This is a genomic window from Anoxybacillus sp. FSL W8-1294 (assembly GCF_037965005.1).
In the GTDB taxonomy this organism is placed as follows: Bacteria; Bacillota; Bacilli; order Bacillales; family Anoxybacillaceae; genus Anoxybacillus; species Anoxybacillus flavithermus_G.
Map to the genome: position 1 here is coordinate 1096529 of NZ_CP150179.1, position 25099 is coordinate 1121627.

A 25099-nucleotide genomic window follows, 5' to 3' on the forward strand; every position below is an offset into this window, starting at 1 on the left:
TCCCTTTTGATATATGGAGGGACTAAAGTGAGAAAAATGTGTTTTTTTATTATGATTTTGTTATTAGTGGCATGTAATCCTCACGCCGCTCAACCAAATGCGACACCATCCATTAAAGTTGCGGCAGCTGCAGATTTAACCCATGCATTTAAAGAAGTTGGGAAGCAGTTTAAAAAAGAAACGGGAATAGACGTTACATTTGTTTTCGGTTCGAGTGGTCAGCTAGCAGAACAAATTAAGCAAGGGGCTCCATTTGACATGTTTGCTTCAGCGAATGTAGAATATGTCGATGAACTCGTTCGCGAGCATATCGCTCTTGAACAAACAAAAAACATATACGCCTTTGGGCGCATTGGACTTGCCGTAAAAGAAGGAGTAGCTGTAACGTCATTACAAGATTTACTGAAAAAAGAAGTGAAAAAAGTGGCGATTGCTAACCCGGATCATGCACCGTATGGACTAGCAGCAAAGCAAGCGTTACAGAAAGCGGGTTTATGGGAACAAGTAGAGCCGAAGCTTGTTTATGGGAAAAACATTGCTGATACGCTTGCTTATGTGGAATCGGGCAACGTTGAAGTGGCGATCGTGGCACTTGCACTAATGAAGGATCATCATCTTCCATTCTACCTTATTGATGAACATATGCACGAACCGATTCGCCAAGCTGTCGTCGTCGTAAAAACGACGAAACATGAAAAAGAGGCGCGCGAATTTCTCACATTTTTAAAAGGACCAATCGGTACAAGCATCATGAAAAAGTATGGTTTTATCATTCCTGAGGAGGAATAATTGTGGAGGCGGTCAATCTTTTTCCGCTCTTTCTGTCATTAAAAGTAGCAACAATAGCAACGGTTTGTGCACTTGTTGTCGGATTGCCCATTTCTTACTATTTAAGTCGTTCTAACGATAAAATAAGTGATATACTTGATTCTTTATTTACGTTGCCAATCGTATTGCCCCCAACCGTTCTCGGTTACTATTTACTTGTACTACTTGGTCGCTCAAGTCCAATTGGTCGTTGGTTGGAAGAAGCATTTGGGATTTTGATTGTATTTACACCGACAGGAGCGGTTGTTGCCGCTTTTGTTGTCGCTTTGCCGTTTTTTGTAAAAACGGCACGGGCAGCATTTGCAAGTATTGACGAGCAATTGTTGAATGCGGCGCGCGTACTTGGACGATCGGAGTGGGATATTTTTTTTACTGTCGTCATACCGCTTTCTTGGCGTAGCATTGCATCTGCAACTACACTTGTCTTTGCACGTGCGCTCGGCGATTTTGGTACGACGCTTATGGTTGCAGGAAGCATTCCGAATGAAACGATGACGATGCCGATCGCTATTTACGATGCATTGCTTGCAGGAAATAAAAAAATGGCAAATATACTTGTCATCATCATGACGAGTGTATCTGTTGTTTTATTGTATACGATGAAACGATTAGAGAAGCGAATGATGCGAGGAGAAAACGATGCTTTACGTCGCCATTAAAAAAACATTTTCTCATTTTCAGTTAGATGTAAATTTTACAATACACAAAGGGGTCATTGGTATTTTAGGACCATCAGGATGTGGAAAAAGTTTAACGTTACAAAGTATTGCGGGGCTGCAACGGCCAGATGAAGGCGTTATTCAATTGAATAATCATTTGTTTTTTCATTCGGACAACCGAATTCACGTCCCCACCCGTCATCGAAATGTCGGGTATATGTTTCAACATTATGCCCTTTTTCCCCATTTGACCGTTTACGAGAATATTGCGTTTGGCTTAAAAAAATGGCCAAGAAAGCAAGTACAACATACGGTTATGAACATGATTGAAAATGTCGGATTAAAAGGGTATGAGAATCATTACCCCCACCAATTATCCGGAGGACAGCAACAACGAGTGGCACTTGCACGAACGCTTGTTACAAAACCGAGTATATTATTGCTTGATGAGCCGTTCTCAGCGTTAGATCACCATACAAAACAAGTGATGGAACAACAATTTTTCTCTTATTTACAACAACACTTTTCTGGTATCGTTCTTTTTGTTACACATCATTTAGAAGAAGCCTATCGGTTATGTGACGAACTTATTTTATATGACCGTGGTCGCGTCATACAACAAGGAAAGAAAGAATGTGTATTTCATGAACCGGACAATGTACAGGCTGCAAAAATTGTCGGCTGTAAAAATATATTTCCTTGTACGTTTGTTGAAAAGGGAGACGAGGTGATTGGTTATGTCAACGGTGCACAATTAATCGTCCCTGCACATAGAAAAAAGAGCGGGGCGACATATGTTGGTATTCATTCGCACCATATTCGCTTTGTTGATGATGCGATATGCAACGCATTTCCTTTTCGTATCATTCGTGTTGCTTCACATGTATATACGTATGATGTGACGATACAAACAGATCATTTTATATTGCAAGCTAGTGTGAGTGAAGAACAGTGGCGACATATGCATAATAAAAAAGTATATTTACCGCCTGAGCATTTGTTTTTTTTGAGAGAAGGAGGTTGACTCCAAAAGCCCCCTTTTTGATGAAATTTAACCTAAGTATGTGAAATAGACCACCTCTGAAACCCTTGATTTTACTGGGTTTTCACTGGTGGTCTATTTTCCCATTTCACCTCAGATGGGAGCATTACCCTCCTTTCCTTTTTGGGTCAGCTCTTTTTTTTTGAAATTAAATGTCATGTTTTGTTACATAGTAAATGTTTATTTTTTTGTTAGTGTAATAAAATATAACATAAAGATATTATAAAAGGGGGAAGTGTATGGGAAAAGTGTATTTGGTTGGTGCTGGACCGGGTGATCCGGGGTTAATTACGTTAAAAGGGATTCGTTGTATTCGTGAAGCAGATGTGATTTTGTATGATCGGCTCGTCAGTCCACAACTTTTGGTGGAAGCAAAAAGAGAGGCTGAGATTATCTATTGCGGAAAAGGTCCCGATTGTCATTTCATGAATCAGAATGAGATAAACAGTTTGCTTACTCGGTATGCCCGTGAAGGAAAAATTGTTACGAGATTGAAAGGTGGGGATCCGTTTGTCTATGGAAGAGGAGGTGAGGAAGCAGAAGTGTTAGCCAAGAACCATATAGCATTCGAGATTGTTCCTGGTGTTACGTCAGGGGTGGGTGCTTGTGCTTACGCTGGCATTCCTTTAACGCATCGTTATATTAGTTCTACAGTAGTTTTTGTAACAGGACATTATTGCGATGAGAAAAAGATAAGGTGGGACAATATTGCTAGTATAGAGACGGTTGTTATTTATATGGGTATTAATCAGGCTGTGTATATTGAACAACAAATGATATCAAATGGTCGCTCGCCAAATACACCAATTTGCATTATACAAGAAGGGACAACGAGTCGACAACGAGTGCTTACAGGGGAATTGAAAGATTTATCTCTAATTATTGAAAAACATCGTGTTAAAAGTCCAGGGTTGATCGTCATCGGAGAAGTCGTTCGTATGAGATCTATCATTTCCTGGTTTATGTAAAAAAAAAAAAAGTATGTTATTTTTTATTACAAAACATGTGACATTATATAACCAACTAGTATAATGTTAAATAAAAAAGGAGAAGGATAGAATGAATAAAAAAAACAGAAAAATCGGAACATTAACATTGATTGTTTTAATATGTAAATTTTGGTTTAGGTAAAAACTTATTTGTACTTCATTGATAAACAAAATATGAATTCAAAACTTATACTGAATGGAGGTTGAAGATAAATGGGAAAAAGAAAGCTTGTATTGATCGGCAACGGGATGGCTGGAGTGCGTTGTGTTGAGGAAATTTTAAAGATTGATGGTGATGCATTTGATATTACGATCTTTGGAAGTGAGCCTTATCCAAACTACAATCGTATTTTATTATCAACTGTGTTGCAAGGAGACATGTCAATCGATAGCATTACGATGAACGATTGGGAATGGTATCGAAAAAATAACATCCGACTTTTCGTTGGTGAAACGGTTATAAACATCGACACAGAGAAGCGGTTTGTACGGACAGACAAAGGGCGAACTGTTCAATATGACAAATTAATCATCGCCACAGGCTCTAAGCCTTTCATTCTTCCGATACCAGGAGCGAATAAAAAAGGGGTCACCGCGTTTCGCGATATTAAAGACTGCGAAATGATGATGGAATATGCAAAAACGTATAAAAAAGCCGCAGTGATTGGCGGTGGATTGTTAGGTTTAGAGGCTGCGAGAGGTCTTTTAAATTTAGGGATGGAAGTTGATGTCATTCATATTTTTGACTATTTAATGGAACGCCAATTAGACCCAACTGCGTCGAAACTGTTGCAGCGTGAATTAGAAAAACAAGGAATGAATTTCCTGCTTAAAAAGGAAACAGCAGAGATTTTTGGAGATGGCCGCGTCGAAGGGGTTCGCTTTAAAGACGGAACAGAAATTGCAACGGATTTAGTCGTCATGGCCGTAGGGATTCGTCCGAACGTTGATTTAGCGCGGGAAAGCGGAATCGCGGTAAACAGAGGGATTGTCGTGAATGATTACTTAGAAACGAGCGTTCCTCATATTTATGCGGTCGGTGAATGTGCGGAACATCGGGGAATTGTGTATGGTCTTGTAGCGCCGCTTTACGAACAAGGGAAAGTATTAGCCGAAGCGGTTTGCGGCATTAAGGGACGTCCATACGAAGGTTCGGTTGTTTCTACGCAATTAAAAGTTTCTGGCGTCGATTTGTTTTCTGCCGGAGAATTTATGGATGGGGAAGGAACGGCATCGATTAAAGTATATGACGAATTCCGTGGAATTTATAAAAAAGTTGTCATTCGTGACGGAAAAATCGTTGGTGCGGTTTTGTTTGGCGACACAAGCGAAGGCCGGAAACTACTGGATATGATTAATAAAAATGAAAATATTTCTAACTCGTTCCAATTATCGTTTTTCCAATCAACTGCGAATTCATCCAATAAAAGCATGGTGGCTGCAATGGCAGATACGGATGTCGTTTGTGGTTGTAACGGGGTAACGAAAGGAACGATTTGTAAGGCAATTGCGGAGCATGGGTTAAAAACTGTTGAAGAAGTGCGTGATTGTACGAACGCTTCACGTTCCTGCGGAGGATGCAAAGGGTTAGTAGCGGAGTTATTAGAGTATACACTTGGTGAGGAATTTGATAAATATGCGATGAAAGAAACGATTTGTGGATGTACAACATTAAGTCGTGAAGAAGTGATTGATGAAATTAAAGCGAAAAATTTGAAGTATGTGAAAGAAGTGATGAACGTCCTTGGTTGGAAAAATGAAGAAGGTTGTTCGAAATGCCGCCCGGCGTTGAACTATTATTTAAGCATGTTGTATCCAAGTGAATACGTCGATGAAGCGGAGTCGCGTTTCGTGAATGAACGGCTTCACGCGAATATTCAAGCAGATGGAACGTATTCGGTTGTTCCGAGAATGTATGGAGGGATCACAACGGCAGAGCAATTGCGGAAAATTGCTGATGTCGCTGAAAAGTACAACGTGCCAATGATTAAGTTAACAGGTGGACAACGCATTGATTTATTAGGAGTGAAAAAAGAAGATTTGCCACGCATTTGGGCCGAATTAGACATGCCATCTGGATATGCATACGCAAAAGCGCTGCGCACAGTCAAAACGTGTGTTGGTAAGCAATTTTGCCGTTTCGGTACACAAGACTCTACAAAACTGGGGATTGATATGGAAAAGAAATTTGAACGGTTGAATACGCCGCATAAAGTAAAAATGGCTGTTTCTGCTTGTCCGCGCAACTGTGCAGAATCAGGAATTAAAGACGTCGGCATCGTCGGTGTCGATGGCGGCTGGGAAATTTACGTCGGCGGAAATGGTGGTACGCATTTGCGCGCGGGAGATTTGCTATGCACTGTAAGGACAGAAGAAGAAGTGATTGAAATGACAGGGGCGTTTCTCCAATATTACCGTGAGTCTGCTAACTATTTAGAACGCACATCCAAATGGGTCGAGAGAGTCGGGCTTGAGCATATTCGCGAAGTGATTTTTGATCAGGAAACTCGCCGGCAATTGCTGGATCGTTTGGAGGAAGCGCTAGCAGCCACGAAAGATCCATGGAAAGAGATAGTTGAAAATAAAGAGATGCAAGAAAAGTTGTTCACAAGTCTACAAGTCAAAGTGCCAGTGAATAGGTAGGAGGAGAGTTAGATGACACGAATGGAGATCGGAACAGTACAACGCCTTTCTGAAAGATTAGGAAAATGCGTAAAAGTGGGACAAATGGAGCTGGCGTTATTTCGGTTGTCAGACGGCCGTATTTATGCGCTTGAAAACCGCTGTCCGCACAAAGGAGGAGATTTGTCTCAAGGAATTGTCAGCGGGGAGTTTGTGTTTTGTCCTCTTCATGATTGGAAAATTTCCATAAAAGATGGGAAAGTGCAAGCACCTGATCACGGCTGTGTGAAAACATATAAGGTAGAAATTGAAAATGGAAAAATATATATACAACTGTAAATAAGGTGAATGAATATGACAAAAGAATTGTTACGTTATTTTCGGCACAAGCAAAAAGATCATGCGTCGGAAACGTTATTTGATACACAATGCCCGTTTTGTAGCGTTCAATGTGCGATGCAGTTCGTTGAAGAACGCGTGGTTGGAAGAAATTGTTATAAAGTGATTCCGAAAGACAATCCCACTTCAAACGGACGGCTTTGCATCAAAGGGCTTCATGCGCATCAGCACGCATTGCATACCGAGCGATTGCAATTTCCGCTGCTGAAAAGAAATGGTCGGTTTGTCCGAGTGAGCTGGGAGGAGGCGCTCTCTTTTATACAAATAAATTTCAAGAATATTCAAAAAGAATTCGGAAATGATGCTATTGGAGTATATGGAGGCGGCTCGCTAACGAACGAAGAGGCGTATTTATTAGGAAAATTTGCTCGCGTTGCTTTGAAAACGAAATATATCGATTATAACGGTCGCTACTGCATGTCCGCTGCAGCGGCGGCGATGAATGCTACATTTGGCCTTGATCGCGGGTTGACGAATAAACTTTCAGAAATCCCTCATGCTCGCTGCATCATATTAGCAGGTACGAATGTTGCGGAATGTCAGCCGACGATTATGCCATATTTTCATCAAGCAAAGAAAAATGGGACGTTTTTCATTGTCATTGATCCGCGGGAAACGGCTACATGCGGGCTAGCTGATTTGCATATTAAAATCAAACCGGGGACAGATGTGGCATTTGTGAACGGCATGCTGAAAGTCATTTTTGCTGAAGGGTATGTTGATGAACAATTTGTTAAAGAAAGAACAGAAGGATACGACGAGTTAAAGAAACATATTGAGCAAATTCAGCTAGATGAAATGGCGGAGATGACAGGAATTGCTCCGGAAGTGATTCAGTTTGCGGCAAGGCAGTATGCCACGGCACCAACCGGTATGATCTTTACCGCAAGAGGCGTTGAGCAGCAAACAAACGGATATATGACTGTCCGTAATTTTCTAAATTTGGCGCTTGTAACAGGAAAAATTGGGAAAATTGGCTGCGGCTGTGGGGCGATTACTGGGCAAGGCAACGGACAGGGGGGACGGGAACACGGGCAAAAGGCTGACCAGCTTCCTGGCTACCGTTCGATCGAAAATCCGGAGCACAGGAAATATATTGCAAGCGTTTGGGGAGTTCCTGAAGAAGAACTGCCGAGGAAGGGGGTTTCCGCCTATGAAATGATACAAAAAATAGATGAAGGGGAAATTAAGGGCTTGTTTGTGATGGGTTCCAACCCCGTTGTATCCAGTCCGAACGCTCGCTTTGTAAAAAGAGCGTTAAAAAAATTGCAATGTTTAGTCGTCGTCGATCTATTTTTATCGGAAACAGCGGAACTCGCTGATTTAGTATTGCCAACCTCTTCTTATTTAGAAGATGAAGGAACGATGACGAACCTAGAGGGCCGCGTGACGTGGCGTCCGGCTTCGCGGAAACGTCCGGGGGAGGTGAAGCATGACTGGGAGATTCTTTGTGAGATTGCCCGAGTGCTAGGAAAAGGCGACTATTTCCGTTTTTCGTCAGCGGAAGAGATTTTTCACGAACTGCGAGTTGCCAGCCGCGGCGGTTTGGCAGATTATTATGGCATTACGTACGAACGTTTGCGAAACGAGCGTGTGTATTGGCCTTGTCCTTCGCCCGACCATCCCGGCACCGCAAGACTGTTTGAACAATCGTTTGCTCACCCAGACGGCAAAGCACGTTTAGCGGTTGTAGACAATGAATATCAAAAAGAACAAACGACGGAACAATATCCGATTTATGTGACGACAGGACGAGTGTTGTCTCACTATTTAAGCGGAACGCAGACGAGAAGAAGCCCAGCGCTTGCGTCTCGACAAATTGAAGCATTTATGGAAATTCACCCAAATACAGCAAAAAAATATAAAATCGAAAACAACGCATTAGTAAAACTTGAAACAAAACGAGGATATGCCATTGTAAGAAGCAAGTACTCCTATAAAATTCGGGAAGATACTGTATTTGTTCCATTTCATTGGAGTGGGTTTCAAAATATTAATCAGATTACAGATGATGAATTGGATCCATACTGCAAGATGCCTGGATTTAAGCGATGTGCTGCAAGAATTATTCCTGTTGTTGATCTAGAAAGAAACTAAAACATTCTATGATAAAAGGAGAGAGATGTTGATGGGAATAAAAGGATTTTTAAAGAGTGGTCATACTCCGACTCTGTTTAGTGCATTTTTGTATTTTGATGTTAGTTTTATGATATGGGTGTTACTTGGACCACTATCGGTCGTGATTATGAATGATTTTCAAATGAATGAGGCACAAAAAGCTAGTTTGGTTTCACTACCTATTTTAGGTGGAGCTATTTTACGTCTTATTCTCGGTTGGTTGGCCGATTATATTGGACCAAAAAAAACCGCTCAATTAGGTATGCTCGTTACCGTAATCCCACTCGTCTGGGGATGGTTATTTGCTAATCATTTGTCAGAGCTTTATATTGTGGCACTATTGCTTGGAGTATCTGGAGCTAGTTTTGCCGCAGCACTCCCTCTCGCAAGCCGTTGGTATCCACCACAATATCAAGGATTAGCTATGGGGATTGCTGGCGCTGGAAATAGTGGAACAGTCCTTACTACTTTATTTGCTAATCGTATTGCCCAGTACTATGGTGATTGGAGTATTGTTTTTGGATTTGCCCTTATTCCGCTTGTAATTACATTCATTGTGTTTACATTGTTTGCAAAAGATAGTCCGAATCAACCAGATCCAAAAACATTTATTGATTACAAAAATGTACTTAAACAGAGAGATACATGGTTGTTTTGTGTTCTCTATAGTGTAACTTTCGGAGGATTTGTAGGTATGTCAAGTTATCTGACTATTTTTTTCTTTACTCAATACGGACTTGATCCGGTAAGGGCCGCAGATTTTACAACTATTTGTGTCATTGCTGGGAGTTTTTTTAGACCCATTGGTGGATGGTTAGCGGATCGATTCGGTGGTGTGCGTATGCTACTCTGTTTATATACGATCATAGGGTTCATGTTTGCTGCGATTTCCTTCCTCCCGAGTTTAGATAAAGTGATTATATTATTATTCATTGTAATGATGAGTCTTGGAATGGGAAACGGTTCTGTATTTCAATTAGTTCCACAAAGGTTTAAAGAAGAAATAGGAATGATTACAGGAATTGTTGGAGCGGCAGGAGGAATTGGTGGGTATTTTCTTCCTAAGGTGTTGGGGAACTTAAAGTTAGTAACTGGTTCTTTCTCATCAGGATTTCTTGCATTAAGTACAGTTTCATTTCTATGTATGTTGTTATTAGTCGTTGCGCAAAAACAGTGGAAAAAATCGTGGATGATTAGTGAAAGAAGGGAACAAACATTATATAATCTAAATCATATGTCTAAAACTAGACGATTTGTAGAGTGAAAGTTCATGATTAATCACGCAGGAAACCCCTGCTTTCAAGCATGGGGAGGAATGCGTTTTTTTGTTTATGGATACGTTATTTTCACAGAAAATTAAGTGCAAACCTACAGTGAAGAAGTAGAGTAACGTAGAGGTCGGACTTTATGGATCGCAACTGAAGTGTCTTTAAGAGGATTAAGGTCCTATGGAAGCATATAAAAATTTACGAATTTTATATGAACAAATATGTTTGTGTGACGTACGTCACATTTGTTTGTTCACAAATTTAGTAACATGGACATAGAACCTCGGTAAATGAAATGAGGGATTGACGATGGTATATGATGTATATGGACGTCCATTATTAGACTTACGCATGTCGGTAACGGATCGGTGTAATTTTCGTTGCACGTATTGCATGCCGGATATAGAGGGAAAACAGTATTGTTTTATGAAGCGGGAACAACTGATGACATTTGAAGAAATGGAGCGTTTAGCCCGACTATTCGTACAACTAGGAGTAAGGAAAATTCGCTTAACGGGTGGCGAGCCGTTATTGCGTAAAAATATTGATGTACTTGTGGCGACGTTGACAAATATTGAAGGTGTTCAAGATGTAGCGTTAACGACAAATGGATTTTTTTTAAAAAAGTATGCAAAAAAATTAAAAGATGCAGGGATGAAGCGAGTGAATGTGAGTTTAGATGCACTTGATAATACCATTTTTACAAAAATGAATGGAGTTGGCGTACGTTCTGAGCACATTTTAGAAGGAATTGATGCAGCGCTTGCAGAAGGGCTCCATGTGAAAGTAAATATGGTTGTCAAAAAAGGGCTAAACGATCATGAAATTTTACCGATGGCTTACTTTTTTAAAAAGAAAGGTATAACGCTCCGTTTCATCGAATTTATGGATGTTGGCTCCTTGAATGGATGGAAGTTAGACGATGTTGTGACGAGTAAACAAATTTATGACATGATTTCTGAACATATGCCGCTTGAGCCTGTTGCTCCTGCCCATGTCGGTGAAGTAGCTAAACGTTATCGTTACGTAGGAACAGATGTGGAAGTCGGTTTTATTTCCTCGGTTTCTGCCGCTTTTTGTTCCGATTGTACACGGGGCCGACTATCCGCTGATGGAAGGCTGTATACATGTTTATTCGCGATAAACGGAACAGATTTATTAAGCATGATGCGCGCTGGAGCGAGCGATGAACAACTCCTTACATGTATTGAACATGTTTGGCGAAAACGAGCCGATCGCTATTCAGAGGAGCGTGGGAAACAAACGGCGTGGAACGGAAAACGAATCGAAATGTCATATATTGGGGGTTAACGACATGGGTGTTTATGATCATAAAAAGCAAGCGACGCTTCCCGTTCGTTGTAAAATTGTTACTGTTTCAGATACTCGTACGTATGAAACGGATAAGAGTGGACAAATCATTCACGAACAATTACAGCAAGCGGATATCATCGTTGCTGCATATGAAATTGTCAAAGATGACGTATTTGCCATTCGACAAGCCGTTCAAACAGCTGAACAAATAGACGTTATTTTAATCAATGGAGGAACGGGATTTACAAAGCGCGATGTGACAATTGAAGCGATTCAACCGTTGCTTGAGAAAGAAATGGTTGGATTCGGTGAACTGTTTCGTTTTTTAAGTTACGAACAAATTGGTAGTGCAGCGATGTTAAGTCGGGCGCTTGCTGGCTCGATGAACAACATGATGGTTTTTTGTATGCCCGGATCGACAAATGCGGTGCGCTTGGCGATGGAAAAGTTAATTTTACCAGAAATTCGTCATCTTGTTTGGGAGCTTCGTCGCCAATGAAAACGATCGGGATCGTTTTGGCAGGGGGACAGTCGAAACGATTTGGGGAACCAAAGGCGCTCGCATTGCGTTGTGGGAAACCTTTCCTTTTTTATAGCGTGGAGGCGTTACGTCCGATAGTTGATCAAGTTGTTGTTGTTGCTCAACCGCATATTCAAAAACAGCTTCAACTGAAAGATGTGCAATGGATAGAGGACGTTTCGCAACATAAAGGAAAAGGACCGTTAGCCGGGATTTATTCAGCGATGAAGCATTATGAGGCGACATGGTATATTGTATTGCCGTGTGATACCCCATTTATTCATAAGAAGATCATAAACAAGCTTAAGGAGCAAGCAGATGACTCATTTGACGTCATTGTGCCACGTGTGAACGGAAGGTTGCAACCGCTCATTGCCATGTATCACTATCGAGTAAAATCACTTATATACAATTGCCTTCAACGAGAAGAGTATCGCATGCATACACTTCTTTCTGCTTGTCGAGCAAAGCATATAGAAATGACAGAAGAGCTACCGTTTATGAATATTAATACAAAAGAACAATTCCATAAGTGGATTGGCTAGAGGCAATACGCCTCTTTTTTTATCAATATTTATGAAAAAAATGTGAATTTTGTCACAGCACTTTTATTTTTGTGACATACATCACACGATTTTATAATTAAAAAGCGATATAGTAAAAGTAGGGATAGATTGTTTAAGAAAGGATGAACATATATGCGCAAGCCCATTCCTGTTGATGAAGCAATCGAACGAGTCATGGCTTGGTGTCGTGAGGGGGAAAAAGAATATATTTCGTTAGAACAATGTGATGGGCGTATTTTAGCGGAACATATCGAGGCAACGATGCCGATTCCTTGGTTTGATCGCTCACCATACGATGGTTATGCTCTCTCAGCTGAGGCGACAGCGGAAGCATCATCTAGTCACCCTGTATTATTAGAAGTCGTTGGTACAGTTGGTGCCGGAACGGTTTGGGAAGGGCCCATCGAACCGCATCAAGCCGTTAAAATCATGACGGGTGCCGCGATTCCAGATGGTGCAAATGCCGTCATTATGGTGGAATTAACGCAAGAAGTGATCAAAGACGGGAAGACGTTTGTGCAAATCAAACGAAGAGTTGCAGAAGGAGAAAATATTTCGCGAATCGGCGAAGATATGCAAGAAGGCTGTTTACTCGTTGAAAAAGGAACCGTGATCAATCCGGGAGTCGTGGCGGTTCTTGCCACGTTTGGTTATTATCGCGTACCGGTGATGAAAAGACCAAAAGTCGCGATCATTGCGACAGGAAGTGAATTGCTTGAAGTTTACGAACCGCTTGAAAAAGGGAAAATTCGCAACAGCAATGCCTATATGCTAAAAGCACAAGTACGGCGAGCAGGCGGCGAACCGATTGTGTACGGAAAGGTGAAAGATACATTTGAGGCTACATTCGAAGCGGTAACCAAAGCGATGCAAGAAGCGGATATCGTCGTGACAACGGGCGGCGTATCGGTTGGTGATTTCGACTATATTCCGAACGTGTACGAGAAACTGGGAGCGCAATTATTGTTCAATAAAGTAGGCATGCGTCCAGGAAGCGTCACCTCCGCTGCGGTTGCCGACAAAAAAGTATTGTTTGGACTATCGGGAAACCCTTCGGCATGTTATGTTGGTTTTGAGCTTTTTGTTCGTCCGTTTTTGAAAGCGATGCTCGGACAAAAAAATTGCTATTTAAAGAAAGTTCAAGCGATCTTAAAAGAGGATTTTTTAAAGACGAATCCGTTTACTCGGTTCGTGCGTGCCAAACTTTCATACAATGATGGAATGTTACACGTGGAACCAGCTGGAAAAGATAAATCAAATATCGTTTCTTCGTTAGTACAAGCCAATAGTTTGCTTGTTTTACCAGGTGGATCGCGAGGTTTTAAAGCGGGAACGAAAGTCGATGTTCTGCTGCTTGAAGATGAAGAAGGAGCGCCGAAATGGTCATGATCATTTTACAAGTTGTAGGATATCAAAATAGCGGAAAAACGACGCTGATTGAAAAGTGTGTAAAAGAGTTAACGAAACAAGGATATAAAGTGGGGACATTAAAACACCATGGACATGGTGGGAAGCCGGCGCTTCCAAAGGAAAAAGATTCGACGCGTCATTGGGAAGCGGGAGCGGTTGTTTCCGCTGTTGAAGGAGACGGCACGCTGCTTTTGACGGCAACAGCTAAAAACGGTTGGAATCTCTCGGAGCTAATCGAATTATACCGCCATTTTGCAATCGATCTATTGCTCATCGAAGGATTTAAACATTCTCCTTATCCAAAAATCGTTTGTCTTCGCGATGAAAGCGATGTATATTTATTACAACTGCCCAATGTGGTTGCTTCGATTAGCTGGATGCCGTTAAAACAAGGAAATTCGTTTTTCATTCAAGAAGAAAACAAGTATATGCAATGGATCATGAACTATGTTAAGGGGGAAAAGCATGTTTGCGATTGTGAAAGAACCGATTGACGTTTCGCGTGTCATTCAAGCGGTTGTGGATCGAAATGCGGGGGCGATTGTCACGTTCATCGGTACGGTAAGAGAATTAACGAACGGAAAAAAAACGCTGTATTTAGAATATGAAGCATATGAATCGATGGCCAAAAAAAAGCTTGAACAAATCGGTGCGGAAATTATGGAGCGCTTCCCGGAAGCGAAGGTGGCGATTGTCCATCGCATTGGCCGTCTAGAAATTATGGATGTAGCGGTTGCGATCGCTGTCTCGACCCCTCATCGCGCCGATGCGTATGAAGCGAATCGGTATGCGATTGAGCGCATTAAAGAAATGGTGCCAATTTGGAAAAAAGAACATTGGGAAGATGGCGAAATGTGGATCGGCAATCAACAAGGAACGATCAAATACGAAAACGGTTTCCCGAAGGAGAGAGAGGAATGATTCGTGTTTTACTATTTGCCCATTTAAAAGAACAATTCAATCGTCAGGAACTCATTTTTCCTCACCAAGAAATAACCGTTCGTCAACTGCGCGAAGAACTGGAAAAAAACTATTCGCTCTCATCCGTTTCTTCGATCATGATTGCGGTGAACGAAGAATTTGCAACTGATGAAGAAATCATTCGGGAAGGGGATGTCGTCGCTCTGATCCCCCCGGTGAGTGGAGGATGAAAAATGAAATTAACCCATTTAAACGAGCAAGGACGAGCGAAGATGGTCGATATTTCCGATAAAAGCGAAACGGTTCGTACCGCACATGCGGTCTCAAGCGTCATTGTTTCTAAAGAAGTGTATGAAAAAATAACAAACGCGCAAATCGAAAAAGGCGATGTTTTAGCGGTTGCACAAGTGGCTGGCATTATGGCGGCGAAACGAACCGCCGATTTGATTCCGATGTGCCATCCCATTTCTTTAACAGGTGTAGATATTCAATTTCAATGGCGATGTCAGGAAGAGCGCTATGAATTAATGATCGATACGTTTGTAAAAACGAAAGGGAGCACAGGAGTGGAGATGGAAGCGCTAACCGCCGCTTCGATTTGTGCGTTAACGATTTACGATATGTGCAAAGCGATTGATAAAGGGATTATCATCGGACCAACGTATTTAGTAGAAAAAACAGGCGGAAAAAGCGGGAATTTTAAGCGCCAAGAGGTGTAACCAATGGAGCGATATTCACGACAAATTCTTTTTTCGCCGATTGGCGAAGAAGGACAGAAAAAAATTCGCAGCAAACATGTGCTCATTGTCGGAGTTGGCGCGCTTGGGTCTGCAACTGCCGAATTGTTGACGCGGGCAGGGGTCGGAAAATTAACGATTGTTGATCGCGACTATGTGGATTGGACAAATTTGCAAAGACAAACGCTATACTGCGAACAAGATGCCGAAAGCGGATTGCCAAAAGCGATTGCAGCAAAACAGCGATTAGAAGCGATCAATCATGATGTGGAAATACGTGCGTTTGTCATGGATGCCGATGATGAACCATTCGTTTCGATCTTTGAACAAGGTGTCGATGTCGTGATCGATGGAACCGATAACTTTGAAACGCGGTTTCTAATCAATGATTTAGCTCAAAAATATAACGTTCCTTGGATTTATGGAGCTTGCGTCGGAAGTTACGGCTTATCGTTTGCGATGATCCCTGGAAAAACGCCTTGTTTTCGCTGCTTGGTTCATCATTTGCCTTCTTATCATATGACATGTGACAACATTGGCATTATTGCACCGACGGTTCAGATGGTCGCTTCTTATCAAACAGCAGAAGCGCTCAAAATTTTAGTTGAAGATGAACGAGCGATTCGGGATTCTCTCGTTGTGTTTGATTTATGGAAAAATGAACATCGTTTTCTGAAAGTGAACAAATTAAAAAATAAGCAATGCCCTTCTTGCGGAGAGCATCGATCGTATCCATCGCTTCAAGAACCAAAAGCAAAAATGGCCGTTTTATGTGGAAGAGAAACGGTGCAAATTCGCCATCCTCATTCGTTTGATTTAAAGGAAATGGCGCAACAAATCAAAGCAAGCGGACAAAAAGTACAATACAATGATTATTTAATGATCACCGAATTAGAAGGGCATCGCACGGTTTTGTTTGCGGACGGAAGAATGCTCATTCATGGCACAAAAGATTTAATGGATGCACGCTCCTTGTATCAAAAATATTTTGCTTAAGGAAGGAGGCAGCATGATGTCGAATATATTAAGCAAAAAACACTTCGAACAATTAAAAAACTTAGCGTATAAGACTGCCAAAGTAAAAAAAGGAATGTTTTTATTTCAAGAAGGGCAAGTGGGCGAGAACTTTTTTGTTGTGCTGTCTGGAAAATTTCAAATCAGCAAATTTTCCGGTGACGGAAAAGAGCTTTGTTTACGGTTGTGCGGACCGAATGCGGTCATTGGGGAATTGATGATTTTCTCCGATAACGGACGATATTTATTTAACGCTCGAGCATTGGAAGATAGCGAAGTGCTCATCATTAAAAACGAGTCGATTGAAAAAGAGCTGCTCGCGAATCCGGAATTTGCGGTGGAATTTTTAAAAATGATGACCGATCATTTTCGAAAACAACATACGAAATTTCGCGATCTCGTACTGTATGGAAAAAAAGGGGCGCTTTACTCTACTCTTATCCGCATGGCCAATAGTTATGGCGTGCAAACGAGCGATGGTATTTTGTTAGATGTTCCGATTACTCACCAAGATTTAGCGCATTTCAGTTCGACATCGCGTGAAAGTGTGAATCGTGAATTGAACGCATTGAAAAGTAAAGGGATCGTTTCCTTTAAAGGGCGGAAAATTATTATTCATAGTTTAGATTATTTAAAGCGGCAAATTAATTGTGAAAACTGTCCTTCGTCATACTGTAACATCGAGTGAAAATGTCAATCGATATTCATTTTTTGATTGAATGATGTGATGCGCATCACACAAGCCCGCGCGCATTCTCTTGTACAATAAACATGTAAATAGTAAAAGGAAAGAGGGAGAAACGATGGAATTTTCACCATGCAGCATCATTGGAGACGGAGAAGTTGAATTATGTCCGCCTTTACAACGGTTAAAAGAAGAACACGAGCCGTTAAATGAAAAAAAATACGCGCTATTTGTTGCCGCACAAAAAATTTATAACGGGGAAGAAGAAAATGTGCTCGAAGCGCTCGTTCGTTTACGCGAAAATGTGCAGCAATTTTTACAAGAGCTCGATCCTCATTCTCGTCGCGAAGAAGATGTTCTTTTCCCTATGATGGCTCGATACATCGGCAGAGAATCTGGACCGATTGCGGTGATGGAATATGAACATCATGAAGCGAAAGAAAACATCTCGACGTTCTTAAAGAAAACGGAAACGATTGACATCCATGAAGCGAGAGAACTCGCTTCCTATGTGATGAACGCTTATATGATTTTAACCGATCATTTTACGAAAGAAGAATGCGTTCTTTTCCCGATGGCAGAAAAGCTATTATCATCTGAAGAAAAAGAAGAACTTGCGAAAAAAATAAACGAAATAGAAGGCTGACTAATGATTTAGTCGGCCTTTTTTATATATTTCGACATATTTGTGACAATTAAAAAACATGTGAGGTACCTCACATTTATTTGTGATGTTCCCGTTTATAGTGGAGATAGAAGGATTTCATACGAAGAGGAGTGAGCGATGTGAAAAAGAAGTCACCGTTGTTCAAACGATTGAACTACGTGAAACCGATTGAACGTCATGCAGATGCGCATAGTGAAGTCACATATCAAGATCGCGATTGGGAGCAAATATATCGTAGAAGATGGCAACATGACAAGGTCGTACGCTCAACACATGGCGTAAACTGTACAGGTTCATGTAGTTGGGATATTTATGTGAAAGACGGTATCGTCACATGGGAAGGTCAAAAACTCGACTATCCAACAACAGGACCGGATATGCCCGATTTTGAACCGCGGGGCTGTCCGCGTGGGGCAAGTTTTTCTTGGTATATTTATAGCCCGCTTCGCGTGAAGTACCCGTACGTTCGTGGCGTGTTGTTAAATATGTGGCGTGAAGCATTGCAGCAACATAAAAATCCGATTGATGCTTGGAAAAGCATCGTTGAAAACCCGGAGAAAGCAAAGCGTTATAAGCAGGCGCGTGGAAAAGGTGGATTTGTTCGTGCGGAGTGGGATGAAGTATTAAAACTTGTTGCCACCTCTTTACTTTATACAGTCATGAAATATGGTCCAGATCGAAACGTTGGTTTTTCTCCAATTCCCGCAATGTCGATGGTTAGCCATGCAGCAGGTGCACGCTTTATGTCATTAATGGGTGGACCGATGTTAAGCTTTTATGATTGGTACGCTGACTTGCCACCAGCTTCACCACAAATTTGGGGAGATCAAACGGACGTTCCAGAAAGTAGCGACTGGTATAACGCTGGTTACATTATGACATGGGGATCAAACATTCCAATGACGCGTACTCCAGACGCTCACTTTTTAGCAGAAGTTCGATACAAAGGAACAAAAGTCGTCTCGATTAGTCCAGACTTTGCTGAATCGACGAAGTTCGCGGATGAATGGTTGAGCGTTAAACAAGGGACAGACGGCGCTTTAGCGATGGCGATGGGGCACGTTATTTTAAAAGAGTTTTATGTAGATAGACAAGTACAATACTTTACAAACTACGCGAAAACATACACCGATTTTCCATTTTTAGTTACGTTGAAAAAGAAAGAAGATGGGCAATTTGTTGCTGATCGTTTCCTACACGCGTCTGATATTGGACGGAACACGACAAATGGGGAATGGAAACCAGCGCTTTGGAATGAACGAACAAATGATTTTGCGATTCCGAATGGAACAATTGGTTCACGCTGGGAAAACAAAGGAAAATGGAACTTAAACATGGTAGACGAAGAAACAGAGGAAGCGATCGAGCCGCGACTGACGATGTTAGGCATAGAAGACAAGGTTGTAACTATACAAATTCCGTATTTTTCTCATGATGGAAACAAAATTTTAAAACGTGCTGTGCCTGTAAAACGCGTACAAATGGAGCATGAAGAATTATACGTTACGACCGTATATGATTTAGTGCTTGCTAACTATGGGGTTGATCGTGGGATCGGTGGTGAAGTAGCGAAAACATACGATGACCTTATTCCGTTTACGCCAGCATGGCAAGAAAACATCACAGGTGTGAAGCGCGATCTCGTTATTCAAATTGCGCGCGAGTTCGCTCAAAATGCAATCGATACAAAAGGTCGCTCAATGATTATCGTTGGCGCAGGGATTAACCATTGGTTTAACTCAGATACGATTTATCGTGCCGTCTTAAACCTCGTTTTATTCGTTGGTGCACAAGGAGTAAACGGGGGTGGTTGGGCGCATTATGTTGGTCAAGAAAAATTGCGCCCGGTAGAAGGTTGGCAAACGATTATGACGGCACGAGATTGGCAGGCTCCACCAAAACTGCAAAACGGCACATCATTTTATTATTTTGCAACGGATCAATGGCGGTATGAGGATACGCCGGTTGGGCAACTCGTCTCACCGCTTGTTAAAGAGGCGCGTTACCAACATTATGCCGATTATAACGTCCTTGCGGCGCGTTTAGGTTGGCTTCCGTCTTATCCGACATTTGAGAAAAACGGAATCGATCTTTACAACGAAGCGGTTGCTTCTGGAGCGAAAACGCCGGAGGAAATCGGAAAATACATCGCTCAGCAATTGAAAGAGAAGAAGTTGCGCTTTGCGATTGAAGATCCAGATAACGAGAAAAACTTCCCGAGAAACTTAATTGTATGGCGTGCGAACTTAATTTCAAGTTCCGGAAAAGGACATGAATATTTCTTAAAGCACTTGCTTGGAACAACCCACGGTTTAATGAACGACGACAAAGATAGCTTGCGTCCGGAAGAAATTCAATGGCGCGATGAAGCTCCGGAAGGAAAATTAGATTTATTAATTAACTTAGATTTCCGGATGGCTGGAACGGCATTATATTCGGATATCGTATTGCCGGCGGCTACTTGGTACGAAAAACATGATTTGAGCAGTACAGATATGCATCCATTTATACATCCGTTTAATCCAGCAATTGCTGTACCATGGGAAGCACGTTCAGACTGGGAAATTTTCAAATCGCTTGCGAAGGCGGTGTCACAAGTAGCGGAAGAAATAGGGATGACACCGGTAAAAGAGGTTGTGGCAACGCCGATTCTTCACGATACGCCACAAGAGTTAGCACAACCGTTCGGAAAAATTAAAGACTGGAGTAAAGGGGAATGTGAACCAATTCCAGGAAAAACGATGCCACAAATTCATGTCGTTGAGCGCGATTATACAAAAATATTTGAAAAAATGACAGCGCTCGGTCCGAATGTCGTAAAAGCGCCTTTCGGTATAAAAGGGATGACATGGTCAGTAGAAGAAGAATACGAAAAGTTAAAACGCGTGTTAGGAACGGTGCAACATTCCTCGGTCGCGAAAGGTTGTCCAGATATAAGTGATGCAAAAAAAGTAGCTGAAGCCATCTTAACACTTTCATCGACAACAAATGGTCATGTTGCGGTGAAAGCTTGGGAATCCCTTGAAAAGAAAACGAGTTTACAGCTAAAAGATTTAGCGGCAGAGCGGGAAGAAGAATGTTTTACATTTGAACAAATTACAGCACAACCAAAAACAGTTATTACGTCGCCAGCATTTAGCGGATCGGAAAAAGGTGGACGTCGCTATTCACCGTTTACAACGAATGTCGAGCGCCTCATTCCTTGGCGGACATTAACAGGGCGTCAATCCTTTTACGTTGATCATGAACTAATGCAAGAGTTCGGTGAAACGATGGCAACGTTTAAACCAATTTTGCAACATAAACCGTTCCAAAAAAATCGCCCAGATGTTGAGGGAAAAGAAATTACGCTCAATTATTTAACACCGCATAATAAATGGTCCATCCATAGCATGTATTTTGATTCGCAACCGATGTTAACGTTGTTCCGTGGTGGACCAACGATTTGGTTAAGCAAAGAAGATGCCGAGGAAGCAGGTATTCAAGATAACGATTGGATTGAATGTTTCAACCGAAACGGTGTTGTTGTTGCGCGTGCGGTCGTTTCTCACCGTCTTCCTAGAGGAATTGCATTCATGCATCACGCACAAGATCGCCACATTAACGTACCAGGATCAAAGTTAACGAACAACCGTGGCGGTACGCATAATAGCCCGACGCGTATTCATGTCAAACCGACGCATATGATTGGTGGCTATGCACAATTAAGTTACGGATTTAACTATTATGGACCGACAGGAAACCAACGCGACTTGAACGTCATTATCCGCAAGTTGAAGGAGGTCGATTGGCTTGAAGATTAAAGCGCAAATTGGTATGGTTATGAACTTAGATAAATGCATTGGCTGCCATACGTGCAGCGTTACATGCAAAAACACCTGGACGAATCGTCCAGGTGCCGAATATATGTATTTTAACAACGTAGAAACGAAACCTGGCATCGGATATCCAAAGAAATGGGAAGATCAAGAAAAATATAAAGGTGGTTGGGAGCTAAAAAACGGTGAACTACAATTGAAATCTGGCTCGAAAGTAAATCGGTTACTCAACTTATTTTATAACCCTAACTTACCGACGATTGATGATTATTATGAGCCGTGGAATTACGATTACGAGACACTAACAAATAGCCCTGAAAAAAAACATCAGCCAGTTGCGCGGCCAAAATCAGCATTAACTGGTGAATTTATGGAGCTCAAATGGGGACCAAACTGGGAAGACGATTTAGCTGGTGCCCACGCTACAGCGTTAGAAGATCCAAATGTAGTGAAAATGGAACAGTCGATTCAAGCTGAGTTTGAACAAGTATTTATGATGTATTTGCCGCGCCTATGTGAGCATTGCGTAAATCCTCCATGCGTATCTAGTTGTCCATCTGGCGCGATGTATAAACGTGAGGAGGACGGTATTGTCCTTGTTGACCAAAATGCTTGTCGTGCTTGGCGATATTGTGTATCAAGCTGTCCGTACAAAAAAGTGTATTTTAACTGGCAAACAAGCAAAGCAGAGAAATGTACATTATGTTTTCCACGTTTGGAGGCGGGATTACCAACGATTTGTTCAGAAACGTGTGTTGGTCGCATACGCTATCTCGGCGTGATGTTATATGATGCTGATCGGGTAAAAGAAGCGGCAAGCGTCACGAACGAAAAAGACTTATACGAGGCGCAGTTATCGATTTTCTTAGATCCGCATGATCCAGAAGTGATTGCAAAGGCAAAAGAAGAAGGCATTCCGCAAGCGTGGATTGAAGCGGCGCAGCAATCACCTATTTATAAAATGATCGTGGATTGGAAAATTGCCTTACCGCTACATCCTGAATATCGAACATTGCCGATGGTATGGTACATTCCTCCATTAAGTCCAATTACAAATATGATTGAAGGAAAGGGAAGTCGAGCAAGTGAATACGACATTTTCCCAGCAATTGATGAGATGCGCATTCCAATTGAATATTTAGCTAACTTATTAACAGCTGGCGACCAAGCACATATTCGTACAGTGCTGAAAAAAATGGCTGCGATGCGTTTATACATGCGTGCGCTTCAAACGAATAAACAACCGAATGAACAGATGGTTCAATCGTTAGGACTAACCGGGAAAGATATCGAAGAAATGTACCGTTTATTGGCGATTGCAAAATACAACGACCGCTTTGTTATTCCAGCATCGCATCGCGAACAAGTTGCTGAATTATATGCGGAGCAAGGTACATGTGGATTATCTTTTATGGGCGGACCAGGTTCGTGTGGCACGATTTCGTCATAAGGGAGAGGATGTAAATGGATTATGCTCACGTACAAACGGTGTTTGAAATCGTTTCGTATTTGTTATCGTACCCAGATCGGCAATGGCGGAAACAACTAGATGATTGTGCGACGTTTAGTCAACATATTCCGCATCGTCCAATCGTTCAAAACATACAAAAATTTATTGACTATGTGAAACAAACGGATGAAATGACGTGGATTGAAACGTATGTGTATACGTTTGATTTTGGAAAAAAAACAAATTTATATGTCACATATATGAGCACGGGCGAACAGAGAGAGCGAGGAATTGAGCTGTTACAATTGAAGCAATTATACAAATCAGCAGGGTTTGACGTAACAGAGCAGGAATTGCCAGACTATTTACCGCTCATGCTTGAATTCGCATCTCAAGCAGAGCGTACGTATGTCCAACCGCTCATGCAAAAATATTTTAATCATATTTCTCATATTCGTGAGCAATTAATTGCGGCTGAAAGTTACTACGCCATTTTATTTGATGTACTGCTCATGGCACTTGAAGAAATTGGTGTGTGTAAACTGGCAGAAGGGAGCGTGTCGTAATTGCTCGAACAATTTCTTTGGGGATACTTCCCTTACATCGTTTTAACGATTTTTATTGGCGGACATATTTATCGCTATCAGCACGATCAGTTCGGGTGGACGACAAAATCGAGCGAGTTTCTTGAAAAAAAATCGTTGCGGCTCGGAAGCATTTTGTTTCATTGGGGGATCATTTTCGTTTTCATCGGTCATGTGATGGGCATTCTTATTCCGAAAGCGTTTTATGATGCGATAGGCGTTTCCGAGCATATGTACCATACGATGGCGATTGCATTTGGTCTCCCTGCAGGAATTGTTGCTATTATCGGTTTAGCCATTTTAATTCAACGGCGCTTAACGATCAAGCGCATTCGTTTAACAACCAGTAAAGCGGATTGGCTCGTTTTAATTTTATTAGCGATTGTCATGTTGACGGGCTTCGCTTCTACATCGCTGAATGTGAATGCTAATGGATTTGATTATCGTACAACGATCAGTCCATGGTTTCGTACCGTTTTAACGTTCCGTGCCGATCCGACGTATATGGAAAGTGTGCCGATTTGGTTTAAAATTCATATCGTCTCTGCTTTATGTATTTTTATCGTTTGGCCGTTTACACGATTAGTTCACATATTTAGCATGCCGTTTCGTTATTTAGGGCGCAGCTACGTCGTTTATCGTCGTCGTGTTCCGAAGCAACAATGAAAGAGGTCTCTTTTTCGAGATCTCTTTTCTTGTTTTACAATATTGAGTTAAAATAAGGATGTATACGTAATTGACATAGAAAGAGTGATAGTTGTGAACGATCAAGTAAATCGTCTTCGGAAAATAGTAAAGGAAAAAACGTGGGTGTCGTTTTTGTACAATAACCACCCATATAGCTTGCTTCATTGGTCTGTTGCGGGATTTTCAAATGATGAGCGCGACGTTTGGCTTTTGCAAGATGAAATGACATTTGAAACACAATCGTTCGTTCAGTTAGATGAGGCGCTTGCTTGGATTGAACAACATATGCCAAATATTACTGATATTTTATAAAGAGGGCGAGATGCCCTCCTGCTTATTGCGGGGAGTTTTGCCGTTTTGTCGGGTGAATGGCTTTTTCCAACTCCTCTTTTGCTATGATAGGACGGACGGTATCAGCTGTCGGTTTTCCTTTTTGGCTTTTATTTGTTGTCATGAAGCTTCACCTCTTTATGTTTATTCGTCATTAGTTTGAGAAAAGAAGGAGATGTTTATGCTAAAAGATCGATTAAATGAGCAACTGATTGAGCAGTTAAAGCAAAAACAAAAGGAACTACTAGAAGAAGAACAAAAACGAAAGGAAGAAGAGGAAGCGAAGCGAAAAGAAGAAGCACGCAAACGTGAAAAAAATAAAACGTTTGCCGAATGGTTAGAAGAAAGTCAACAACCCAACGACTAAAGTCATGGGCTTGTAAGCCCCATGTTGACCAGACCAAGGCTTGAAACAGAGCCTACGTTATAGATGTCATGACACGTTCGGGTGCTTCTCCAGCCCGTTCCTCT

The 25099-nt window shown here is 41.6% G+C and carries 25 protein-coding genes; all 25 read left to right on the top strand.

Going from position 1 to position 25099, the window contains the following annotated elements:
* Nucleotides 1–36 precede the first annotated feature (36 nt).
* Entirely contained in the window at nucleotides 37–789 is a 753-nt protein-coding gene (gene modA, locus NSQ23_RS05805) for a molybdate ABC transporter substrate-binding protein (RefSeq protein WP_339174310.1), read from the top strand.
* A 2-nt stretch (nucleotides 790–791) separates the two neighbouring features.
* Nucleotides 792–1487, top strand: a complete 696-nt coding sequence (modB, locus tag NSQ23_RS05810) for a molybdate ABC transporter permease subunit (RefSeq protein ID WP_128356709.1) — start codon at nucleotides 792–794, stop codon at nucleotides 1485–1487.
* Nucleotides 1468–2511, top strand: coding sequence for an ABC transporter ATP-binding protein (locus NSQ23_RS05815; protein ID WP_128356710.1), 1044 nt, complete (start codon nucleotides 1468–1470; stop codon nucleotides 2509–2511). The genes modB and NSQ23_RS05815 overlap by 20 nt, the downstream gene beginning before the upstream one ends.
* A gap of 257 nt (nucleotides 2512–2768) precedes the next feature.
* Nucleotides 2769–3497, top strand: coding sequence for a uroporphyrinogen-III C-methyltransferase (gene cobA, locus NSQ23_RS05820; protein WP_035019519.1), 729 nt, complete (start codon nucleotides 2769–2771; stop codon nucleotides 3495–3497).
* Between the two features lie 234 nt (nucleotides 3498–3731).
* Nucleotides 3732–6161: a nitrite reductase large subunit NirB gene (gene nirB, locus NSQ23_RS05825; protein WP_339173676.1), complete on the top strand. Its 2430-nt coding sequence runs from the start codon at nucleotides 3732–3734 to the stop codon at nucleotides 6159–6161.
* Between the two features lie 12 nt (nucleotides 6162–6173).
* A complete protein-coding gene (nirD, locus tag NSQ23_RS05830; protein ID WP_035019520.1) occupies nucleotides 6174–6479 on the top strand; it encodes a nitrite reductase small subunit NirD in 306 nt (101 codons plus the stop codon).
* A gap of 9 nt (nucleotides 6480–6488) precedes the next feature.
* A complete protein-coding gene (locus tag NSQ23_RS05835; RefSeq protein ID WP_339173679.1) occupies nucleotides 6489–8636 on the top strand; it encodes a nitrate reductase in 2148 nt (715 codons plus the stop codon).
* A 31-nt stretch (nucleotides 8637–8667) separates the two neighbouring features.
* A complete protein-coding gene (locus tag NSQ23_RS05840; protein WP_339173682.1) occupies nucleotides 8668–9921 on the top strand; it encodes a nitrate/nitrite transporter in 1254 nt (417 codons plus the stop codon).
* 313 nt (nucleotides 9922–10234) lie between these two features.
* Nucleotides 10235–11236 (top strand): GTP 3',8-cyclase MoaA, encoded by a 1002-nt coding sequence (moaA, locus tag NSQ23_RS05845; RefSeq protein WP_128356716.1) that lies wholly within the window; start codon nucleotides 10235–10237, stop codon nucleotides 11234–11236.
* Between the two features lie 4 nt (nucleotides 11237–11240).
* Entirely contained in the window at nucleotides 11241–11738 is a 498-nt protein-coding gene (locus NSQ23_RS05850) for a MogA/MoaB family molybdenum cofactor biosynthesis protein (protein ID WP_339173685.1), read from the top strand.
* The gene (locus NSQ23_RS05855) at nucleotides 11735–12304 is read left to right on the top strand and encodes a molybdenum cofactor guanylyltransferase (protein ID WP_128356720.1); all 570 of its coding nucleotides are present in this window, start codon (nucleotides 11735–11737) and stop codon (nucleotides 12302–12304) included. Before NSQ23_RS05850 ends, NSQ23_RS05855 begins: the two co-directional genes overlap by 4 nt.
* A gap of 153 nt (nucleotides 12305–12457) precedes the next feature.
* On the top strand, nucleotides 12458–13714 hold the full coding sequence (glp, locus tag NSQ23_RS05860) for a gephyrin-like molybdotransferase Glp (protein ID WP_128356721.1): 1257 nt from the start codon (nucleotides 12458–12460) through the stop codon (nucleotides 13712–13714).
* Nucleotides 13705–14229: a molybdopterin-guanine dinucleotide biosynthesis protein B gene (gene mobB / locus NSQ23_RS05865; protein ID WP_035018559.1), complete on the top strand. Its 525-nt coding sequence runs from the start codon at nucleotides 13705–13707 to the stop codon at nucleotides 14227–14229. Before glp ends, mobB begins: the two co-directional genes overlap by 10 nt.
* Nucleotides 14201–14656 (top strand): molybdenum cofactor biosynthesis protein MoaE, encoded by a 456-nt coding sequence (locus NSQ23_RS05870; RefSeq protein WP_064221207.1) that lies wholly within the window; start codon nucleotides 14201–14203, stop codon nucleotides 14654–14656. Before mobB ends, NSQ23_RS05870 begins: the two co-directional genes overlap by 29 nt.
* A complete protein-coding gene (moaD, locus tag NSQ23_RS05875) occupies nucleotides 14653–14886 on the top strand; it encodes a molybdopterin converting factor subunit 1 (RefSeq protein ID WP_004889671.1) in 234 nt (77 codons plus the stop codon). The genes NSQ23_RS05870 and moaD overlap by 4 nt, the downstream gene beginning before the upstream one ends.
* A gap of 3 nt (nucleotides 14887–14889) precedes the next feature.
* Nucleotides 14890–15375 carry a cyclic pyranopterin monophosphate synthase MoaC gene (gene moaC, locus NSQ23_RS05880; protein ID WP_035018562.1) on the top strand — a complete coding sequence of 162 codons (486 nt, stop codon included), beginning with the start codon at nucleotides 14890–14892 and terminating at the stop codon, nucleotides 15373–15375.
* Nucleotides 15376–15378: 3 nt separating this feature from the next.
* Nucleotides 15379–16389 (top strand): ThiF family adenylyltransferase, encoded by a 1011-nt coding sequence (locus NSQ23_RS05885; protein WP_004889675.1) that lies wholly within the window; start codon nucleotides 15379–15381, stop codon nucleotides 16387–16389.
* Between the two features lie 16 nt (nucleotides 16390–16405).
* A complete protein-coding gene (locus NSQ23_RS05890) occupies nucleotides 16406–17095 on the top strand; it encodes a Crp/Fnr family transcriptional regulator (protein ID WP_035018564.1) in 690 nt (229 codons plus the stop codon).
* A gap of 115 nt (nucleotides 17096–17210) precedes the next feature.
* Nucleotides 17211–17738: a hemerythrin domain-containing protein gene (locus tag NSQ23_RS05895; protein ID WP_339173693.1), complete on the top strand. Its 528-nt coding sequence runs from the start codon at nucleotides 17211–17213 to the stop codon at nucleotides 17736–17738.
* 140 nt (nucleotides 17739–17878) lie between these two features.
* Nucleotides 17879–21562, top strand: coding sequence for a nitrate reductase subunit alpha (locus NSQ23_RS05900; RefSeq protein ID WP_339173695.1), 3684 nt, complete (start codon nucleotides 17879–17881; stop codon nucleotides 21560–21562).
* Nucleotides 21552–23027, top strand: coding sequence for a nitrate reductase subunit beta (gene narH / locus NSQ23_RS05905; RefSeq protein WP_064221211.1), 1476 nt, complete (start codon nucleotides 21552–21554; stop codon nucleotides 23025–23027). The genes NSQ23_RS05900 and narH overlap by 11 nt, the downstream gene beginning before the upstream one ends.
* 14 nt (nucleotides 23028–23041) lie before the next feature.
* A complete protein-coding gene (narJ, locus tag NSQ23_RS05910; protein WP_004889683.1) occupies nucleotides 23042–23593 on the top strand; it encodes a nitrate reductase molybdenum cofactor assembly chaperone in 552 nt (183 codons plus the stop codon).
* Nucleotides 23594–24277, top strand: a complete 684-nt coding sequence (gene narI, locus NSQ23_RS05915) for a respiratory nitrate reductase subunit gamma (RefSeq protein ID WP_339173699.1) — start codon at nucleotides 23594–23596, stop codon at nucleotides 24275–24277. It abuts the gene before it with no gap.
* 93 nt (nucleotides 24278–24370) lie between these two features.
* On the top strand, nucleotides 24371–24610 hold the full coding sequence (locus NSQ23_RS05920) for a DUF2552 family protein (RefSeq protein ID WP_003394331.1): 240 nt from the start codon (nucleotides 24371–24373) through the stop codon (nucleotides 24608–24610).
* 193 nt (nucleotides 24611–24803) lie between these two features.
* Entirely contained in the window at nucleotides 24804–24995 is a 192-nt protein-coding gene (locus tag NSQ23_RS05925; RefSeq protein WP_004889689.1) for a DUF3886 domain-containing protein, read from the top strand.
* The last annotated feature ends 104 nt before the right edge of the window (nucleotides 24996–25099 follow it).

Coding starts and splice junctions, on each gene's coding strand:
- moaC (WP_035018562.1), top strand. CDS start 14,890: ATGAAATTAACCCATTTAAACGAGCAAGGACGAGCGAAGATGGTCGAT.
- NSQ23_RS05925 (WP_004889689.1), top strand. CDS start 24,804: ATGTTTATGCTAAAAGATCGATTAAATGAGCAACTGATTGAGCAGTTA.
- NSQ23_RS05870 (WP_064221207.1), top strand. CDS start 14,201: ATGTTTGCGATTGTGAAAGAACCGATTGACGTTTCGCGTGTCATTCAA.
- modA (WP_339174310.1), top strand. CDS start 37: ATGTGTTTTTTTATTATGATTTTGTTATTAGTGGCATGTAATCCTCAC.
- nirB (WP_339173676.1), top strand. CDS start 3,732: ATGGGAAAAAGAAAGCTTGTATTGATCGGCAACGGGATGGCTGGAGTG.
- glp (WP_128356721.1), top strand. CDS start 12,458: ATGCGCAAGCCCATTCCTGTTGATGAAGCAATCGAACGAGTCATGGCT.
- mobB (WP_035018559.1), top strand. CDS start 13,705: ATGGTCATGATCATTTTACAAGTTGTAGGATATCAAAATAGCGGAAAA.
- nirD (WP_035019520.1), top strand. CDS start 6,174: ATGACACGAATGGAGATCGGAACAGTACAACGCCTTTCTGAAAGATTA.
- narJ (WP_004889683.1), top strand. CDS start 23,042: ATGGATTATGCTCACGTACAAACGGTGTTTGAAATCGTTTCGTATTTG.
- NSQ23_RS05885 (WP_004889675.1), top strand. CDS start 15,379: ATGGAGCGATATTCACGACAAATTCTTTTTTCGCCGATTGGCGAAGAA.
- NSQ23_RS05855 (WP_128356720.1), top strand. CDS start 11,735: ATGAAAACGATCGGGATCGTTTTGGCAGGGGGACAGTCGAAACGATTT.
- moaD (WP_004889671.1), top strand. CDS start 14,653: ATGATTCGTGTTTTACTATTTGCCCATTTAAAAGAACAATTCAATCGT.
- NSQ23_RS05895 (WP_339173693.1), top strand. CDS start 17,211: ATGGAATTTTCACCATGCAGCATCATTGGAGACGGAGAAGTTGAATTA.
- NSQ23_RS05835 (WP_339173679.1), top strand. CDS start 6,489: ATGAATATGACAAAAGAATTGTTACGTTATTTTCGGCACAAGCAAAAA.
- moaA (WP_128356716.1), top strand. CDS start 10,235: ATGGTATATGATGTATATGGACGTCCATTATTAGACTTACGCATGTCG.
- NSQ23_RS05840 (WP_339173682.1), top strand. CDS start 8,668: ATGGGAATAAAAGGATTTTTAAAGAGTGGTCATACTCCGACTCTGTTT.
- cobA (WP_035019519.1), top strand. CDS start 2,769: ATGGGAAAAGTGTATTTGGTTGGTGCTGGACCGGGTGATCCGGGGTTA.
- NSQ23_RS05815 (WP_128356710.1), top strand. CDS start 1,468: ATGCTTTACGTCGCCATTAAAAAAACATTTTCTCATTTTCAGTTAGAT.
- NSQ23_RS05890 (WP_035018564.1), top strand. CDS start 16,406: ATGTCGAATATATTAAGCAAAAAACACTTCGAACAATTAAAAAACTTA.
- NSQ23_RS05850 (WP_339173685.1), top strand. CDS start 11,241: ATGGGTGTTTATGATCATAAAAAGCAAGCGACGCTTCCCGTTCGTTGT.